The sequence below is a fragment of the Pseudomonas sp. AC255 genome (assembly GCF_979258175.1).
The window spans coordinates 5,715,463-5,730,725 of record NZ_OZ409841.1; the positions used below are offsets into that span (position 1 = coordinate 5,715,463).

A 15,263-nucleotide genomic window follows, 5' to 3' on the forward strand; every position below is an offset into this window, starting at 1 on the left:
GATTGCGGTAACCACTGTGGCGGACTGCGAGGCACTGGGTGCGGTAACTATCTACCGCACGCTAAAGCGCAGTACGGATGGTTCAAGCGCTGCGCTGCCACAGCGCGTAATACACACGACCGGATTTCTGTTCGCGGTGCAGGCGCCAGTTGCCCGGCAGGCCCAGCGTCGATGGCGCTGTTTCGCTTTCAGTGTAGATCCACGAATCGGCCGCCAGCCATTGGCGCTCTTCCAGCAAAGTACAAACCGCTGGCAACAGGTTCTGGTTGAACGGCGGGTCGAGGAACACCAGATCGAACGGCGTCGCGGCCTGGGTTTCCAGGTAGCGCAGCGCATCGGCAGTTTGCACCTGGCCGTTGCTGCAACGCAGGGTGCCGAGGTGTTCTTTCAGGCTGGAAACTGCAACGTTGCTGGCGTCCAGCGCCTGGGCCGTGGCCGCGCCTCGGGACAGCGCTTCGAGAAACAGCGCGCCGCTGCCGGCGAACGGGTCGAGCACTTTCGCCCCTTCGACATAGGGCGCGAGCCAGTTGAACAGGGTTTCACGCACGCGATCCGGGGTCGGGCGCAGGCCCGGTGCGTCGGGGAAGCTCAGCTTGCGGCTGCGCCACTGGCCGCCAATGATGCGCAGCTGGTTCACGCCGTTGTGCACGTTTTGCACAGGTTTTTTCGGTGCTCGAGTGGCCATTAATGCTCCGGAACCCCGAGCGGTTGCTCGGCAGGTTTATCAGATGGGGCCGGTAACGGCTTTTGCGGCACGGTCGGGCCAGCGGTGACGATGACCATTTTCTCCGTGCTCAGGTGTTTGTTCAGCGCATCGCGGACCTGCTCTACGGTCAGGCTCTGCGACTGCCGCATGAAATCGTCGAGATAGCTCAGTGGCAGATTATAGAAGCCCATCGCGCCCAATTGGCCAACGATGTCGGCGTTGCTCGCGGTGGACAGCGGGAAGCTGCCGGCCAGTTCGCGCTTGGCATCGTCGAGTTCTTTCTGTGTCGGCCCGGTTTTCAGGTAGTCGGCGAGCACGTCCTGCACCAGCTTCAGGGTGCCTTCGCTCATCTCGGCGCGGGTCTGCAGGTTGATCATGAACGGGCCACGGGCCTGCATCGGGCTGAACGCCGAATACACGCCGTAGGTGAGGCCACGCTTCTCGCGCACTTCGCTCATCAGGCGCGTTCCGAAACCACCCCGCCGAGGATCTGGTTGCCCAGCGACAGCGCGGCGTAATCCGGATCGTCGCGATCGATGCCCAGTTGCGCGAGCATCAGGTTGGTCTGTTTCGACGGAAACTCGATGTGGTTGACGCTGGCTTGCGGTTCCTGCGGCGCAGCGATTTTCGCCAGTGCCGGGCCTTTCGGCAGGGCAGAGGAGACCTGATTGGCGATCGCCTCGGCTTCGGCTCGCGACAGGTCACCGACCAGTGCAATCACAGCATTGCCGGCGGCGTAGGCCTTGGCGTGGAACTCGCGCAATTGCGCGACGGTAATCTTCGGCACGCTTTGCGGATTGCCGTCGCTGGAATGCGCGTACGGGTGATCGCCGTACAGACGCTTCATCAGCTCCAGGCTGGCGAGTTTGCCGGGGTTCTGTTTCTGGTATTCGAAACCGGCGAGCAGCTGGTTCTTGATGCGCGCGAAGGAATCGGCGGGGAAGGTCGGTTTGCCGACCACATCGGCGAACAGCTTCAACGCCGGTTCACGCTGCTCAGTTGCGCTCAGGCTGCGCAACGAGGCCAGCGCCATGTCCTTGAACGCACCGTTGCCGAAGTCGGCCCCGAGACCTTCAAAGCCCTGGGCGATGGCGCCGACGTCTTTGCCGGCGATGCCTTCGTTGAGCATGGCGTTGGTCAGCACCGCGAGGCCGGGCGCGTTGCCGTCCTGGCTGCTGCCAGCGGCGAAGATCAGGCGCATGTCGAACATCGGCAGCTCATGCGCTTCGACGAACAGCACTTTGGCGCCTTCAGCGGTGTTCCAGGTCTGCACATCGAGCTTGCGGCTGGCCGGGGCCTTGCCGTCGAGTTCGGCCAGCGATTGCAGTTTCTGGCTGGACTTGGCGTTATCCAGTGCTTCGCTGGCCTTGCTGTCAGCGCTTGGCGACAAATAAACCGCTGCGGAGCCGATCACCGCGACAGCAATCAGGCCAAACAGCATCAGACGTGGGGTTTTGCGCTCACTCATGAGTCGTCTCCAAAGGCAGGACGTGGGCGACGCTGAGACGTTCGCGGGTGAAATACTTTTTCGCGGCGTTCTGGATGTCTTGCGGGGTCACGCTTTCCAGATCGGCCAGTTCGGTGTCCATCAGCTTCCACGACAGACCGACCGTTTCCAGTTGACCGATCGCGGTGGCCTGGCTGGTGATCGAGTCACGCTCGTAGACCAGGCCGGCGATGACTTGAGCGCGGACGCGTTCCAGCTCTTCGGCAGACGGCGCGGTGGTTTTCAGTTGCTCAAGCAGTTTCCACAGGCCGGCTTCGGCCTGGGCGATGGTCTTTTTCTTCTGCGTATTTGGCGTGGCCGACAGGGTGAACAGGCTGTCACCACGGGTGTAGGCGTCATAGTCCGACGAGCCGCCGGAGACCAGCTCTTCGCCACGTTCCAGCTGCGCCGGGATGCGCCCGCTGTAGCCGCCATCGAGCAGCGCGGAGATCAGGCGCAGAGCATTGACCGAGCGTTTGTCTTCAGCCGTGGCAATGCTCGGCACGTTGAAGCCGAGCATCAGGCTTGGCAGTTGGGTCTGCACGCGCAGGGTGATCTGACGTTCGCCGGGCTCGGCCAGTTCCAGCGGTTTTTTCGCCGGTGGCACGTCGCGTTTGGCGACCGGGCCGAAGTAACGCTGGGCGAGGGTTTTCACTTCGTCTGGAGTGACGTCACCGACCACCACCAGCGTAGCGTTGTTCGGCGCGTACCAGGATTGGTACCAGTGGCGCAGTTCTTCGACTTTCATACGGTCGAGGTCAGCCATCCAGCCGATGGTCGGCGTGTGATAACCGCTGGCCGGGTAGGCCATGGCCTTGTAGCGCTCATAGGCCTTGGACATCGGCTTGTCATCGGTGCGCAAGCGGCGCTCTTCCTTGATGACTTCGATTTCCTTGGCGAATTCGTCGGCCGGCAGGCGCAGGTTGGCCATGCGGTCGGCTTCAAGCTCGAAGGCCACGCCGAGGCGATCGCGGGCCAGCACCTGATAGTAAGCGGTGAAGTCGTCGCTGGTGAACGCGTTCTCTTCGGCACCGAGGTCGCGCAGGATCAGCGAGGCTTCGCCGGGGCCGACTTTTTCGCTGCCCTTGAACATCATGTGCTCAAGCGCGTGGGACAGACCGGTCTGCCCCGGAGTCTCGTAGCTGGAACCGACCTTGTACCAGATCTGGGAAACGACCACCGGCGCACGATGGTCTTCGCGCACGACGACCTTGAGGCCGTTGTCGAGGGTGAATTCATGGGTCGGTTGCGGGTCGGCCGCCAGGGCCGAAAGGGGCAGGCAGACTGCGCTGAGCAGCAGGCCAGCAGCGCGGCGGGCTAGAGCATTCATTCGTTTTTCAACCTGTTGGGCTGCCCGCTTGGTCTTAGCGTCGGCGGGCGAGAGGGTGCTAGGATACTGATCCGTTTTACTGGCGGCCACGTCTATGAGGTTCTGCAACCTGATAAGGCTGAATGGGTTTGCGGCACAAGGCAGCGGTTTGGCAACCAGACCCTGCGTTTTCGCCGATTTTTGCCGGTTTAGATCATCGTAAAAACGATCCTTGAGGTGCCTTCGGTGCCTCGACAAAATGTTGCGCGTGAACAAGCTGGGTGAAACACAGTCTGTTCTGCATCGAATATTTATTTGCCGGGGCGCCCTGTTGGCGCGTCGCTACCGTGAGATAGCCGTCCTCCATGTTTGGTTCCAACGACGACAAGAAGAGCCCAGCTGCGGCTGGCGAGAAGAAAAGCCTGTTCGGATGGCTGCGGAAAAAACCGCAGGAACCCGTCGTCGAACAGCCGCCCGCGATTCCTGAACCGGCCCCCGCGCCAGCTCCTGTAATAGAAGAAGAGCCGGCGCCGATTGTGCTGCCGATCGCCGAGCCGGTGCTGCAACCGGAGGCTGAAGCCGAGCCGGAAGCGCCCGCCGCTCCCGAACTGCCGCTGACGCCCGCCGCCGAGCCGTGGCTGACCTTGCCGGTGGCAGAAGAACCGGTCGCGCTTGTTGAAGATGCGGCGCCACATGTGACGCCAGTGATTCCTGCGCCGGTTGCCGAGGTGCCTGCGCAGCCTGTGCCTGAGCCGGTTGTCGAGCCAGCGCCGGTCATTTCTGAACCCGCCGCCCCGGTTGTCCCGCCGTCCGAGCCTGCACCGATTGCCGCTGCGCCGGTTGTCGCTCCGGTCGTGCCGGTCGAAGTCCCTGTAGAAGCGCCAGTCGAAACACCGCGCACCGAAGAAACCAAAGCCGGTTTCTTCGCCCGCCTCAAGCAAGGCCTGTCGAAGACCAGCGCCAGCATCGGCGAGGGCATGGCCAGCCTGTTCCTCGGGCGCAAGACCATCGATGATGACCTGCTCGATGACCTCGAAACCCGACTGCTGACCGCCGACGTCGGTGTCGAGGCTACGACGCAGATCATTCAGCGTCTGACCCAGAAGGTTGCTCGCAAGGAACTGGCCGACGCCGACGCTCTGTATAAATCTCTGCAGGCTGAACTGGCAGCGATGCTCAAACCGGTTGAACAACCGCTGAAAATCGCCTCGCAGAACAAGCCTTTCGTGATTCTGGTGGTCGGCGTCAACGGCGCCGGCAAAACCACCACCATCGGCAAACTGGCGAAGAAGCTGCAACTGGAAGGCAAGAAAGTCATGCTCGCCGCTGGTGACACCTTCCGTGCTGCGGCGGTAGAGCAATTGCAGGTCTGGGGCGAGCGCAACAAGATTCCGGTGATCGCTCAGCACACCGGCGCCGATTCCGCTTCGGTGATCTTCGACGCCGTGCAAGCGGCCAAGGCCCGTGGCATCGACGTGCTGATCGCTGACACCGCCGGTCGTCTGCACACCAAAGACAACCTGATGGAAGAACTGAAAAAGGTTCGCCGGGTGATCGGCAAGCTCGACGCCGACGCGCCGCATGAAGTGCTGCTGGTGCTCGACGCCGGTACTGGCCAGAACGCGATCAACCAGGCCAAGCAGTTCAATCAGACCGTCGAACTGACCGGCCTGGCGCTGACCAAACTCGATGGCACTGCCAAGGGCGGGGTGATTTTCGCCCTGGCCAAGCAATTCGGCCTGCCGATCCGCTACATCGGCGTCGGTGAAGGCATCGACGATTTGCGTACCTTTGAAGCCGAACCCTTTGTCCAGGCACTGTTTGCCGAGCGGGAGCGTTCATGATTCGTTTCGAACAGGTCGGTAAACGCTACCCGAACGGTCACGTCGGCTTGCATGAGCTGAGCTTTCGAGTCCGTCGTGGCGAGTTCTTGTTTGTCACCGGCCACTCCGGTGCCGGTAAATCCACGCTGTTGCGCCTGTTGCTGGCAATGGAACGGCCGACCAGCGGCAAATTGCTGCTCGCCGGGCAAGACCTGAGCACTATCAGCAATGCGCAGATTCCGTTTCTGCGCCGACAGATCGGCGTGGTGTTCCAGAATCACCAGTTGCTGTTCGATCGCACGGTGTTCAACAACGTCGCCTTGCCGCTGCAGATCCTCGGCCTGTCCAAGGTCGAGATCGCCAAGCGCGTCGATTCGGCGCTGGAGCGCGTGGCGCTGTCGGATAAATCCGATCTGTACCCGGGCGACCTGTCCACCGGTCAGCAACAGCGCGTCGGCATTGCCCGCGCCATCGTCCACCGCCCGGCCTTGCTGCTGGCGGACGAACCGACCGGTAACCTCGACCCGCGTCTGGCCGCCGAAATCATGGGTGTGTTCGAAGACATCAACCGTCTGGGCACCAGCGTGCTGATCGCCAGTCACGATCTGGCACTGATCGCGCGCATGCGTCATCGCATGCTGACCCTGCAACGCGGCCGCCTGATCGGCGACGGGGAGGCCGGGGTATGAGTGCGACACGCAGTCCGAAGGTTTCCGAGCGCGTGGCCCCGAAGGCCGCCGATCCGCAACCGCAGAAAAAGAAAAAGCACGACGATGACGACGGCCCGGACTTCGCCACGCTGTTTCGCGCCTGGATCGAAAGCCATCGCGCCAGCCTGCTCGACAGCCTGCGCCGTCTCGGCAAACAGCCGATCGGCAGCTTCTTCACCTGCATGGTGATGGCCGTGGCGTTGAGTCTGCCGATGGGGCTTTCGCTGTTGCTCAATAACGTCGAACGTCTCGGCGGTTCCTGGCAGCGCGCGGCGCAGATTTCCCTGTACCTGCAACTCGACGCCAGCCCGGAACAAGGCGAAGCGCTGCGTGAGCAGATCAAAGGCATGCCGGGCGTCGCTGATGCCGAATATGTCGGCCGCGATCAGGCGCTGGAAGAGTTCCAGCAGCAATCCGGCCTGGGCGAAGCCCTGCGTGAGCTGCCTGACAACCCTTTGCCGGGTGTGGTGCTGGTGACACCGAACGAAGTCGACAAGCCGACACTCGAAGCATTAAGACAAAAACTTTCCGAGCTGCCGAAGGTACAACAGGCGCAACTTGATCTAGTCTGGGTCGAGCGTCTGGCCGCCATCCTCAAGCTTGGCGACCGCTTTGTCTTCGGTCTGACGGTGTTGTTGGTGTCTGCATTACTTTTGGTGATAGGCAATACCATTCGTCTTCATATTGAAAACCGCCGCACCGAGATAGAAGTGATTAAACTCGTCGGCGGCACTGACAGTTATGTGCGCCGTCCTTTCCTTTATATGGGCGCGTTGTATGGCTTCGGTGCAGGGCTGTTGTCCTGGGGCGTATTGGCGTTCGGCCTCAACTGGCTGAACGATGCGGTGGTCGGACTGGCCGGCTTGTACGGCAGTGATTTCGCCCTGGCCGGTGTGCCAGTGGCCGACGGTCTGTCGCTCTTGCTTGGCGCGGTGCTGTTGGGTTATATCGGTGCATGGATTGCAGTCGCACGTCATCTCAGGGAGCTGGCGCCGAAGTAGAATCTTTTTTGCGCGTGATTGACCTTGCGGTTTTTATGGGAACTTGTACCTGAGTTCCCGGTCAATTTTTCGCAGTGCCGAGAGGCACGAGTATGTGAGTGGGAGGTTTTTTCGTATGACCAATTCTTTGCAACCTGCGTATGCGTTGGTTCCGGGTGCGAACCTGGAAGCCTACGTGCACACCGTCAACAGCATTCCATTGCTGACGCCGGAGCAGGAGCGTGAACTGGCCGAGAGTCTCTACTATGAGCAGGATTTGGGGGCGGCTCGGCAGATGGTGCTCGCCCACCTGCGTTTTGTCGTACACATTGCCCGTAGCTATTCCGGCTACGGTCTGGCTCAGGCTGACCTGATCCAGGAAGGCAACGTCGGCCTGATGAAGGCCGTCAAGCGCTTCAACCCGGAAATGGGCGTGCGTCTGGTGTCGTTCGCCGTGCACTGGATCAAGGCGGAAATTCACGAGTTCATCCTGCGCAACTGGCGCATTGTGAAAGTCGCGACCACCAAGGCCCAGCGCAAGCTGTTCTTCAACCTGCGCAGCCAGAAGAAGCGCCTGGCGTGGCTGAATAACGAGGAAGTCCACCGTGTGGCGGAAAGCCTTGGCGTCGAACCACGTGAAGTGCGCGAGATGGAAAGTCGTCTGACCGGTCACGACATGGCCTTCGACCCGGCTGCCGAAGCCGACGACGACAGTGCTTTCCAGTCTCCGGCCAACTACCTGGAAGACCACCGGTACGACCCGGCGCGTCAACTGGAAGATGCCGACTGGAGCGACAACTCGAACACCAACCTGCACGAAGCACTGGAAGTGCTGGACGAACGCAGCCGTGACATCCTCTACCAGCGCTGGCTGGCGGAAGAGAAAGCCACGCTGCACGATCTGGCGCAGAAGTACAACGTGTCGGCCGAGCGAATCCGTCAGCTCGAAAAGAGCGCGATGAACAAGCTCAAGTTGTCGATCGCCGCTTAACTGGCGAATCCGCAATAAAAAACGCCCCGATCAGCGATGATCGGGGCGTTTTCATTTCTGTTTCAACACAAATCCCTGTGGGAGCGAGCCCGCTCGCGAAAGCGGTTTATCAGTGCCATCAATGCAAGCTGACACACCGCTTTCGCGAGCAGGCTCGCTCCCACATTGGAATTTCGGTGTTATTCAGCCCAAGGCGCCCGCCGCGAATCGTTCAGCCCGAGCAAGTAACTGTCCCCGCCCAACTGACTCATCTGCTGCCGAATCCACCCAGCCCGGCGCGATACATAACCAGTCGGATGGCTGGCGCTCCACACCCGTGGATTGGGCAGTACGGCAGCCAGATAACTCGCCTGCTGGCGCGACAACGACTTCGCGCTCACACCAAAGTGATGGCGAGCCGCCGCTTCAGCGCCAAACACGCCGTCATCCCACTCGACGCTGTTCAGGTACACCTCGAGAATTCGCTGCTTGGGCCAGAACACCTCGATCAGCGCGGTAAACCACGCTTCCAGGCCTTTGCGCAGATAACTGCGGCCCGACCACAGAAAGAGGTTTTTCGACACCTGTTGGCTCAAGGTGCTGGCACCGCGAATCGAACCGCCCAGTTCGTTGTGGGCCAGAGCAGCCTGAATCGCGCGCAGATCGAAGCCCCAGTGCTCGGGGAATTTCTGGTCTTCGCCAGCAATTACCGCCACTTTCAGGTCATCGGAGATCTCGTTCCACGGTTTCCAGGTGCGCTGCAGGTCAATCGGCTCGCCGTCGACCCAGGATTCGACCTTGCGCTCGACCATCAGCGCCGTGCCCGGCGGTGGCACGAAGCGAAACACCAGCACCAGCAAGACACTGCCGCCGGCGAACCAGAGCAGAGCCTTCGTGAGACGACGGAAAATTGAACGCAGCATAGAGATGGCTTGGCCGAACCCGTGGAGCGGGCCATTATACAGACCCTGCCGATGGCGTCTGACTGGAGTTCCCCATGCTGCGTGGCTTTTTGATGCTGGCTGCTTTTTTCGGATTCACCGGTGTTGCGCTGGGCGCGTTTGCCGCCCACGGCCTGAAAAACCGTCTGACGCCGGAATACCTGACGATCTTCCACACTGGCGTCACCTACCAACTGGTGCACACGCTCGCACTGTTCGGCGTTGCGCTGCTGGCCACGCAGATTCCAGGGCGGCTGGTCACTTGGGCCGGCGTGTCCTTCACCGTCGGCATTGTGTTGTTCTCCGGCAGCCTGTATCTGCTGACCACCACCGGCATCAGCAAGCTCGGTATCATCACGCCGTTCGGAGGCCTGGCGTTTCTCATAGGTTGGTTATGTCTGGGGCTAGCCGCTTGGCGCTTGCAGCTAACCGCTTGACGCTTGGTACTGACCTTTAGGTCATGATCGGGCTAGAATGCCAGCCCCTAAAAATGATGGCGGCGTTGTGCATGCGCATTCAGTTGAACGGTGAGTCCTTTGAACTGCCCGACGGTGAAACCGTTGCGGGCCTGATCACCCGTCTGGATCTGGCCGGACGTCGGGTGGCGGTCGAGCTCAATCTGGACATCGTCCCGCGCAGCCAGCATGCCGACACTACGTTGAACGACGGCGACAACGTCGAAGTGGTCCACGCCATCGGCGGCGGCTGATCGCCCGGCCCGCAAGGGCACAGAATTCTGCAAGACCCTCACCCTTAAAGAGGATTCCCCATGAGCATCGTTCGTAGCGACAAGCCTTTTGTGCTGGCCGGTCGTACTTACCAGTCGCGTTTGCTGGTCGGTACCGGCAAGTACCGTGACATGGAAGAAACCCGCCAGGCCATCGAAGCCTCGGGTGCCGAGATCGTCACCTTCGCCGTACGCCGCACCAACCTGGGCCAGATCGAAGGCGAGCCGAACCTGCTTGAAGTGTTGTCGCCGGATCGCTACACCTTCCTGCCGAACACTGCCGGTTGCTACGACGCCATCGAAGCCGTGCGCACCTGCCGCCTGGCGCGTGAACTGCTCGACGGCCACAATCTGGTGAAGCTGGAAGTGCTGGCCGACCAGAAGACCCTGTTCCCCAACGTGATCGAAACCCTCAAGGCCGCCGAAACCCTGGTCAAGGAAGGCTTCGACGTGATGGTCTACACCAGCGATGACCCGATCATCGCCCGGCAACTGGCGGAAATCGGCTGCATCGCCGTGATGCCGCTGGCCGGTCTGATCGGCTCCGGTCTGGGCATCTGCAATCCGTACAACCTGCAGATCATCCTCGAAGAAGCCAGGATCCCGGTGCTGGTGGATGCTGGTGTCGGTACCGCTTCCGACGCGACCATCGCCATGGAACTGGGTTGCGACGCCGTACTGATGAACTCGGCCATCGCCCACGCCCAGCAACCGGTCATGATGGCGCAAGCCATGCAGCACGCCATCGTCGCCGGTCGCCTGGCGTACCTCGCCGGCCGCATGCCGAAAAAACTTTATGCCAGCGCCTCTTCGCCGCTGGATGGTCTGATCAAGTAAGAGCCATTGATGACTGAATCGAACGACACGCCTGTCCAGCCGGACGAAGGCGACGAGCGCCAACACCGCCGCATCAAGAGTTTCGTGATGCGCGCCGGGCGCATGACCGAAGGCCAGCAACGCGGCCTGGACCAGGGCGCGCCGCTGTATGTGCTGCCGCTGGCCGATGCGCCGGTCGATTACGACCAGGTGTTCGGCCGTTCGGCGCCGCGCTCGCTGGAAATCGGTTTTGGCATGGGCCATTCGCTGCTGGAAATGGCCGCGGCCGCTCCAGAGCAGGATTTCATCGGTGTTGAAGTACACCGTCCGGGTGTCGGCGCGCTGCTCAATGGCGTGCTGACCCAAGGGCTGACCAACCTGCGGGTCTACGATTGCGACGCGATCGAAGTGCTCAACCGCTGCATCGCCGACAACAGCCTCGATCGCCTGATGCTGTTTTTCCCGGATCCGTGGCACAAGAGCCGCCACCACAAGCGCCGCATCGTCCAGGCCTCGTTCGCTGAACTGGTGCGCAGCAAGTTGAAGGTCGGCGGCATTCTGCACATGGCCACCGACTGGGAACCGTACGCCGAGTACATGCTGGAAGTGATGAACGTCGCCCCGGGCTACCGCAACCTTGCCGAAGACGGCAAATGCGTCCCACGCCCGGCCGAACGCCCGATCACCAAGTTCGAACGCCGTGGCGAACGACTTGGCCATGGCGTGTGGGATTTGAAGTTCGAGAAGATCGCTTAAGCATCACGCAAAAAAACTGTGGGAGCGAGCCTGCTCGCGAAAGCGGTCTGACGTTCAACGATGATGTTGGATGTCAAGACGCCTTCGCGAGCAGGCTCGCTCCCACAATTGTTTTGTGTATGAGGAGATTACAGGGGGCAAGAAATCGAGCGGGCACCTGCTCTGTCAACCAGACGCCATTTTCGGCCTGATAGAACTTGAAGCCCTGTTCTTCCATCTGCTTCGCGGCAACCTTCAGAACGACTGGCGTTCCGTAGCGTTGACCCACGGCCGACGCGGTGGCGATCTCGTCGGACAGATGCACCTGATGGCGTTGTCCTGGAATCAAGCCTTGTCTGTGGATCGAGTCGAGAAAACGCGTCGCTGTTCCGTGGTAGAGCGTTTGCGGTGGCTGTTTCTGCTCGAATTGCAGATCAACGCTTTTCGTCGAGTGGCCTTGAACAGCGCGTATACAGTGGCCATCAGCGGAAATCGTAAAACGCTTCTTGTCACTGCTGGTCACGACGTTTTCAATCAGCTCACGACTTAAATGCCTGCCATCACGCGCCGCGCCGCTGATCAGTGCTTCGATATTTGCCCAGCCTTCCGAATTCAGATTCAGTCCGATCGCCTGAGGCTCGTGACGCAACACGAAGCTAAGAAATTTGCTCGTCTCATCCAGTAGTTTTTTACTCATGAACTTCCCTTTCATTGCGATCAACTGTGGGAGTGAGCCTGCTCGCGAAAGCGGTCTGACAATCAACGATGATGTTGGATGTCATGACGCCTTCGCGAGCAGGCTCGCTCCCACATTTCGTTTCGGGGTGCTTGCGGGGTCAGCGGCGGTCGGCGACGACGCCGATCAACACCAGTACCACCAGCAGCACCGGCGCCAGGCTGTAGTTGTTGAACTGGCTCAGGCCTTTGATCACCCACGGCGTGGCGTAGATCAGCGCGGCGCCGCTGCCGATCAGGCAGAGCAGGGCCATCAGGGGCACGCGCAGGGCGCCGGCGATGCTGCCCAGGCGTTGCTCGACCCAGCCTTTGAAGTCAGCGCCGAACAGCACCAGCAGGCAACCGACCAGCGCCAGGGCGATTTCCGAGAGATTGCTGCGGCTCCAGCGGGAGACGGTGGCCAGCAGGTCGAGTATCAAATCCATGCGTTTTCCCTTTGAGCTGAAGTCAGTTCAGAAATTGTTGCAGCAAATCGTTGAGGAACAGTTGGCCGCGTTCGGTCGCCGCCAGGCGTGACGGTTCGACCTGCAACAGGCCGCTTTGTTCGGCTTCGCGCCGGCGTTCGGCGAGGGTGTCCAGCGACAGGCCGGTGCGCTCCGGATACAGGCGCGATTCGACCCCGGCAGTCAGTCGCAGGGCGTTCATCAGGAACTCGAACGGCATCTCGTCATTGCTCAGCGATTTCTCGCCGGCCTGAAAGCTTTTCGCCGGGTTCAGATAATCCTTCGGCAGGCGGGTTTTCCATGTGCGCACGATGCGCCCGTCCGGGTGGCTCAACTTGCCATGGGCGCCGGCGCCGATGCCGATGAAGTCGCCGAAGCTCCAGTAATTAAGGTTATGCCGCGCCGGTCGACCGGCCTGGGCGTACGCCGACACTTCGTATTGCGCGTAACCGTGCTCGGCCAGCAGCGCCTGGCCGGCTTCCTGAATGTCCCACAGCGTGTCGTCTTCCGGCAGCGCTGGCGGCTGGTTCCAGAACACCGTGTTCGGCTCCAGCGTCAGCTGATACCAGGAAATGTGCGTCGGCTTCAGCGCGATGGCCTGACGCAGATCGCTCAAGGCATCGTCCAGCGACTGATCGGGCAAACCGTGCATCAAGTCCAGGTTGAAGTTATCGAACCCGGCCTGCCGCGCCATGCCCGCCGCACGCACGGCTTCGTCACCGTTGTGGATGCGGCCGAGGGCCTCAAGCTTTTCCTGCTGAAAGCTCTGGATACCGATCGACAGCCGATTGATCCCCAGCTTGCGATAGGCGACAAACTTCTCTTGCTCGAAGGTGCCCGGATTGGCCTCAAGGGTGATTTCGATGTCGGCAGCGAACGGGATGCGTTGTTCGACGCCCTTCAACAAACGCCCGAGGGCTTCGGCGCTGAACAGGCTGGGCGTCCCGCCACCGAAGAAAATCGAAGTCAGCTCACGGCCATACACCGCATGCAGATCCTGATCGAGATCGGCCAGCAGCGCGTCGACGTATTCCTGCTCCGGCAGCACCGGGCTGGCGGTGTGCGAGTTGAAATCGCAATACGGGCATTTGCGCACACACCACGGAATGTGGATGTACAGCGCCAGGGGCGGCAGAGTTGGCAGCGGCGCCCGAGGCGAGGACGCGGCGCCGCCGATAATCAGCGACGACGCGGAAGAATCAGTGGTCATTTCAAGCCCAGACGCTGGCGCAGCAGATCCATTGCACGGGCGCGGTGGCTGATCTGGTTCTTGTCGGCCGGGCTCAGCTCGGCGCTGGAGCAGTCGCGCTCCGGCACCCAGAACAGCGGGTCGTAACCGAAGCCGTGTTCGCCGCTGGCTGCGGTGAGGATGCGCCCGTGCCACAGACCTTCGCAGAGAATCGGCAGCGGATCATCGGCGTGGCGCACCAGTGCCAATACGCAGACGAACTGCGCGCCGCGCTCGGCTTGTGGCACGTCCTTCAGCGCATCGAGCAGTTTGGCGTTGTTCGCCGCATCGCCTTGACCGTCGGCGTAACGCGCCGAGTAGATACCCGGTGCGCCGCCAAGGAAGTCCACTGCCAGCCCGGAATCGTCGGCCAGCGCCGGCAGCCCGGAAATACGCGCGGCGTTGCGGGCCTTGAGAATCGCGTTCTCGACGAACGACAGACCGGTTTCTTCCGGCTCGACCTTGCTCCATTCGCCAATCGAGCGCAGTTGCACCGAGTCGCCGAGCATGGCCTGGAGTTCTTTGAGTTTGCCGGCGTTATGGCTGGCCAGTACGAGCTGCTTGATGTTCATCATTCGCCGGGAAAGAGTTCTTGGTTGAAATTGATGGTGTTGATCTTGTCGCCATTCTGCACCTTGATTTCAAAGGTGCGGGTTTCCTGCTGCGGCACCGGGTACTGGGCGATGTAGTAGATCGCGCCCTGTTCGGTGATCTGGCGGAATTTCAGCGCCACGCTGTTGCTGGTCAGGTCCTTGATCGTGCCGGTGACGCTGGCGATCACCGGTTTGCCGTCCTTGACCACCGAGACGTTGATCACGCCTTGGTTCTTGCTGCGGATCAGCTCGGCAGCCTTGGCGATGTCCGGTTGCAGGAACGTCGAGTTGAAGGTGTTGTAGTGCACCGTGATGTCGCCGAAGGTTTCCTTGCGCTCACCTTTGATGACGTCCGCCGCCATGGTGCTGGCGCTCAGGCAGGCGGTGAATAACAGCAACGCTAGACGGCTCATGTTCGTGCTCCTTCAAATGCCCTGGCTCAGACCGCGACTCGGGCGTCCGCCAACTGCGGACTGCTGACGCGGTAGATACCGATTTCACCTAACAGATTAGGCCATAGCTTACTGGCCCACCCGTGGCGGTGCTGTTGATCCACGGCAAGCCGATCAATGACCTTGGCGTCACGTTCGCGGCACAGTTCTTCGAAATCCTCGAAGGTGCAGAAGTGAATGTTCGGCGTGTTGTACCAGGTGTAGGGCAGGAATTCCGAGACCGGCATGCGGCCCTTGCTCGCCAGATACCAGCGGCAGCGCCAGTGACCGAAGTTGGGGAAGGTAATGATGCACTGACGGCCGACCCGAAGCATTTCGTCGAGGATCTTGTCCGGGTAATGCACCGCTTGCAGGGCCTGGGTCATGACGACGATGTCGAAACTGTTGCTGGCAAAATTGCCCAGGCCTTTGTCCAGATCCTGCTCGATGACGTTGATGCCCTTGGCCACGCACTCGGCGATGTTGTCGGCGTCGTTTTCCAGGCCATAACCGGTGACGTTCTTGTTGTCGCGCAGCCAGGTCAGCAGCTCGCCGTCACCGCAACCCAGGTCTAGGACGCGGCTGCCGGCGGGGATCCATTCCTGGATGATTTCCAGATCAGCTCTCATG

At 61.0% G+C, this 15,263-nt stretch carries 17 protein-coding genes and 1 pseudogene; 8 read left to right on the forward strand and 10 right to left on the reverse strand.

Going from position 1 to position 15,263, the window contains the following annotated elements; genetic code table 11:
* Positions 1-82: 82 nt before the first annotated feature.
* From rsmD to ACZZ0K_RS25765, 3 genes and pseudogenes are all read right to left on the reverse strand, one after another.
* Positions 83-685: a 16S rRNA (guanine(966)-N(2))-methyltransferase RsmD gene (gene rsmD / locus ACZZ0K_RS25755; RefSeq protein ID WP_041476826.1), complete on the reverse strand. Its 603-nt coding sequence runs from the start codon at positions 683-685 to the stop codon at positions 83-85.
* Positions 685-2,174 (reverse strand): annotated as a pseudogene (locus ACZZ0K_RS25760) (M16 family metallopeptidase). Before ACZZ0K_RS25760 ends, rsmD begins: the two are co-directional and overlap by 1 nt.
* Entirely contained in the window at positions 2,167-3,522 is a 1,356-nt protein-coding gene (locus tag ACZZ0K_RS25765) for a M16 family metallopeptidase (protein WP_071172213.1), read from the reverse strand. Before ACZZ0K_RS25765 ends, ACZZ0K_RS25760 begins: the two are co-directional and overlap by 8 nt.
* 344 nt (positions 3,523-3,866) lie before the next feature.
* Between ACZZ0K_RS25765 and ftsY the strand changes: the two genes are divergently transcribed.
* From ftsY to rpoH, 4 genes are all read left to right on the forward strand, one after another.
* Entirely contained in the window at positions 3,867-5,345 is a 1,479-nt protein-coding gene (gene ftsY, locus ACZZ0K_RS25770) for a signal recognition particle-docking protein FtsY (RefSeq protein WP_258707302.1), read from the forward strand.
* Positions 5,342-6,013, forward strand: a complete 672-nt coding sequence (ftsE, locus tag ACZZ0K_RS25775; RefSeq protein WP_016772715.1) for a cell division ATP-binding protein FtsE — start codon at positions 5,342-5,344, stop codon at positions 6,011-6,013. Before ftsY ends, ftsE begins: the two co-directional genes overlap by 4 nt.
* Positions 6,010-7,035 (forward strand): permease-like cell division protein FtsX, encoded by a 1,026-nt coding sequence (gene ftsX / locus ACZZ0K_RS25780; protein WP_016772716.1) that lies wholly within the window; start codon positions 6,010-6,012, stop codon positions 7,033-7,035. Before ftsE ends, ftsX begins: the two co-directional genes overlap by 4 nt.
* Before the next feature lie 115 nt (positions 7,036-7,150).
* Positions 7,151-8,005, forward strand: coding sequence for an RNA polymerase sigma factor RpoH (gene rpoH / locus ACZZ0K_RS25785; protein ID WP_016772717.1), 855 nt, complete (start codon positions 7,151-7,153; stop codon positions 8,003-8,005).
* 179 nt (positions 8,006-8,184) lie between these two features.
* Here rpoH and mtgA read toward each other — a convergent pair whose 3' ends face one another.
* Complete coding sequence (gene mtgA, locus ACZZ0K_RS25790) at positions 8,185-8,907, reverse strand: monofunctional biosynthetic peptidoglycan transglycosylase (protein WP_095181330.1); 723 nt, start codon at positions 8,905-8,907, stop codon at positions 8,185-8,187.
* Between the two features lie 74 nt (positions 8,908-8,981).
* Here mtgA and ACZZ0K_RS25795 point away from each other — a divergent pair, with 74 nt between their 5' ends.
* The 4 genes from ACZZ0K_RS25795 (at position 8,982) to trmB (ending at position 11,224) form a co-directional block, all read left to right on the forward strand.
* Complete coding sequence (locus tag ACZZ0K_RS25795) at positions 8,982-9,362, forward strand: DUF423 domain-containing protein (RefSeq protein ID WP_252886932.1); 381 nt, start codon at positions 8,982-8,984, stop codon at positions 9,360-9,362.
* Positions 9,363-9,433: 71 nt separating this feature from the next.
* Positions 9,434-9,634 carry a sulfur carrier protein ThiS gene (gene thiS, locus ACZZ0K_RS25800; RefSeq protein WP_038861193.1) on the forward strand — a complete coding sequence of 67 codons (201 nt, stop codon included), beginning with the start codon at positions 9,434-9,436 and terminating at the stop codon, positions 9,632-9,634.
* A 60-nt stretch (positions 9,635-9,694) separates the two neighbouring features.
* Complete coding sequence (locus ACZZ0K_RS25805) at positions 9,695-10,489, forward strand: thiazole synthase (RefSeq protein ID WP_041476820.1); 795 nt, start codon at positions 9,695-9,697, stop codon at positions 10,487-10,489.
* Between the two features lie 9 nt (positions 10,490-10,498).
* Positions 10,499-11,224, forward strand: a complete 726-nt coding sequence (trmB, locus tag ACZZ0K_RS25810; RefSeq protein WP_024014663.1) for a tRNA (guanosine(46)-N7)-methyltransferase TrmB — start codon at positions 10,499-10,501, stop codon at positions 11,222-11,224.
* A gap of 73 nt (positions 11,225-11,297) precedes the next feature.
* Here trmB and ACZZ0K_RS25815 read toward each other — a convergent pair whose 3' ends face one another.
* The 6 genes from ACZZ0K_RS25815 to metW form a co-directional block, all read right to left on the reverse strand.
* Positions 11,298-11,900 carry an RNA 2'-phosphotransferase gene (locus ACZZ0K_RS25815; RefSeq protein WP_463559636.1) on the reverse strand — a complete coding sequence of 201 codons (603 nt, stop codon included), beginning with the start codon at positions 11,898-11,900 and terminating at the stop codon, positions 11,298-11,300.
* Between the two features lie 139 nt (positions 11,901-12,039).
* Positions 12,040-12,363 carry a DUF3392 domain-containing protein gene (locus ACZZ0K_RS25820; protein WP_008083808.1) on the reverse strand — a complete coding sequence of 108 codons (324 nt, stop codon included), beginning with the start codon at positions 12,361-12,363 and terminating at the stop codon, positions 12,040-12,042.
* A 22-nt stretch (positions 12,364-12,385) separates the two neighbouring features.
* A complete protein-coding gene (hemW, locus tag ACZZ0K_RS25825) occupies positions 12,386-13,591 on the reverse strand; it encodes a radical SAM family heme chaperone HemW (RefSeq protein WP_258707301.1) in 1,206 nt (401 codons plus the stop codon).
* Positions 13,588-14,184 carry an RdgB/HAM1 family non-canonical purine NTP pyrophosphatase gene (gene rdgB, locus ACZZ0K_RS25830; RefSeq protein WP_024014661.1) on the reverse strand — a complete coding sequence of 199 codons (597 nt, stop codon included), beginning with the start codon at positions 14,182-14,184 and terminating at the stop codon, positions 13,588-13,590. Before rdgB ends, hemW begins: the two co-directional genes overlap by 4 nt.
* Entirely contained in the window at positions 14,181-14,615 is a 435-nt protein-coding gene (locus tag ACZZ0K_RS25835) for a DUF4426 domain-containing protein (protein WP_252882816.1), read from the reverse strand. The genes rdgB and ACZZ0K_RS25835 overlap by 4 nt, the downstream gene beginning before the upstream one ends.
* Positions 14,616-14,641: 26 nt before the next feature.
* Complete coding sequence (gene metW, locus ACZZ0K_RS25840) at positions 14,642-15,262, reverse strand: methionine biosynthesis protein MetW (RefSeq protein ID WP_056786380.1); 621 nt, start codon at positions 15,260-15,262, stop codon at positions 14,642-14,644.
* Position 15,263 lies beyond the last annotated feature (1 nt).

Bases quoted from the DNA above. Each gene is read 5' to 3' on its own strand.
- ftsY (WP_258707302.1), top strand. From the start codon at position 3,867: ATGTTTGGTTCCAACGACGACAAGAAGAGCCCAGCTGCGGCTGGCGAG.
- ACZZ0K_RS25795 (WP_252886932.1), top strand. From the start codon at position 8,982: ATGCTGCGTGGCTTTTTGATGCTGGCTGCTTTTTTCGGATTCACCGGT.
- ACZZ0K_RS25835 (WP_252882816.1), bottom strand. From the start codon at position 14,615: ATGAGCCGTCTAGCGTTGCTGTTATTCACCGCCTGCCTGAGCGCCAGC.
- rdgB (WP_024014661.1), bottom strand. From the start codon at position 14,184: ATGATGAACATCAAGCAGCTCGTACTGGCCAGCCATAACGCCGGCAAA.
- ftsX (WP_016772716.1), top strand. From the start codon at position 6,010: ATGAGTGCGACACGCAGTCCGAAGGTTTCCGAGCGCGTGGCCCCGAAG.
- ACZZ0K_RS25820 (WP_008083808.1), bottom strand. From the start codon at position 12,363: ATGGATTTGATACTCGACCTGCTGGCCACCGTCTCCCGCTGGAGCCGC.
- ACZZ0K_RS25765 (WP_071172213.1), bottom strand. From the start codon at position 3,522: ATGAATGCTCTAGCCCGCCGCGCTGCTGGCCTGCTGCTCAGCGCAGTC.
- hemW (WP_258707301.1), bottom strand. From the start codon at position 13,591: ATGACCACTGATTCTTCCGCGTCGTCGCTGATTATCGGCGGCGCCGCG.
- mtgA (WP_095181330.1), bottom strand. From the start codon at position 8,907: ATGCTGCGTTCAATTTTCCGTCGTCTCACGAAGGCTCTGCTCTGGTTC.
- ACZZ0K_RS25805 (WP_041476820.1), top strand. From the start codon at position 9,695: ATGAGCATCGTTCGTAGCGACAAGCCTTTTGTGCTGGCCGGTCGTACT.
- rpoH (WP_016772717.1), top strand. From the start codon at position 7,151: ATGACCAATTCTTTGCAACCTGCGTATGCGTTGGTTCCGGGTGCGAAC.
- ACZZ0K_RS25815 (WP_463559636.1), bottom strand. From the start codon at position 11,900: ATGAGTAAAAAACTACTGGATGAGACGAGCAAATTTCTTAGCTTCGTG.
- ftsE (WP_016772715.1), top strand. From the start codon at position 5,342: ATGATTCGTTTCGAACAGGTCGGTAAACGCTACCCGAACGGTCACGTC.
- thiS (WP_038861193.1), top strand. From the start codon at position 9,434: ATGCGCATTCAGTTGAACGGTGAGTCCTTTGAACTGCCCGACGGTGAA.
- metW (WP_056786380.1), bottom strand. From the start codon at position 15,262: ATGAGAGCTGATCTGGAAATCATCCAGGAATGGATCCCCGCCGGCAGC.
- trmB (WP_024014663.1), top strand. From the start codon at position 10,499: ATGACTGAATCGAACGACACGCCTGTCCAGCCGGACGAAGGCGACGAG.
- rsmD (WP_041476826.1), bottom strand. From the start codon at position 685: ATGGCCACTCGAGCACCGAAAAAACCTGTGCAAAACGTGCACAACGGC.